Raw genomic sequence first — 267 nt, 5'->3', positions numbered from 1 at the left:
CCGCCGCCGCGGCAGACCGCCCAAGCCGCGCCCCGCAGAACTCACCGGCGCGATGTAGCCACCAGCCGAACTGGGGAATTTTCAGCCAGCACTTTTGAGGAAAACCACCTCAGCATTGACATCCTTCACGGCCGAGGGCCTGCGGCGGCATTGCCAAGTTGGTGAGCCCTGGCCGGAGCGGCATGGCTGGGCGAAGCTGGCTGGATGCCGTCCGACCGCGTCACCTACCCTGGCTTCCGCTTCCCGGCCGAGATCATCAGCCACGCC

At 67.0% G+C, this 267-nt stretch carries 1 protein-coding gene; it reads right to left on the bottom strand.

Annotated features, from left to right (window positions below; all coding sequences use genetic code 11):
* Nucleotides 1-81: 81 nt before the first annotated feature.
* A partial coding sequence (locus tag E2C05_RS34465; RefSeq protein ID WP_205083342.1) for a hypothetical protein occupies nt 82-267 on the bottom strand: 186 nt, incomplete at its 5' end.

Source organism: Paracraurococcus ruber (genome assembly GCF_004353985.1).
Lineage (GTDB): Bacteria > Pseudomonadota > Alphaproteobacteria > Acetobacterales > Acetobacteraceae > Paracraurococcus > Paracraurococcus ruber.
This window is presented reverse-complemented; position numbering and strand designations above follow the sequence as displayed.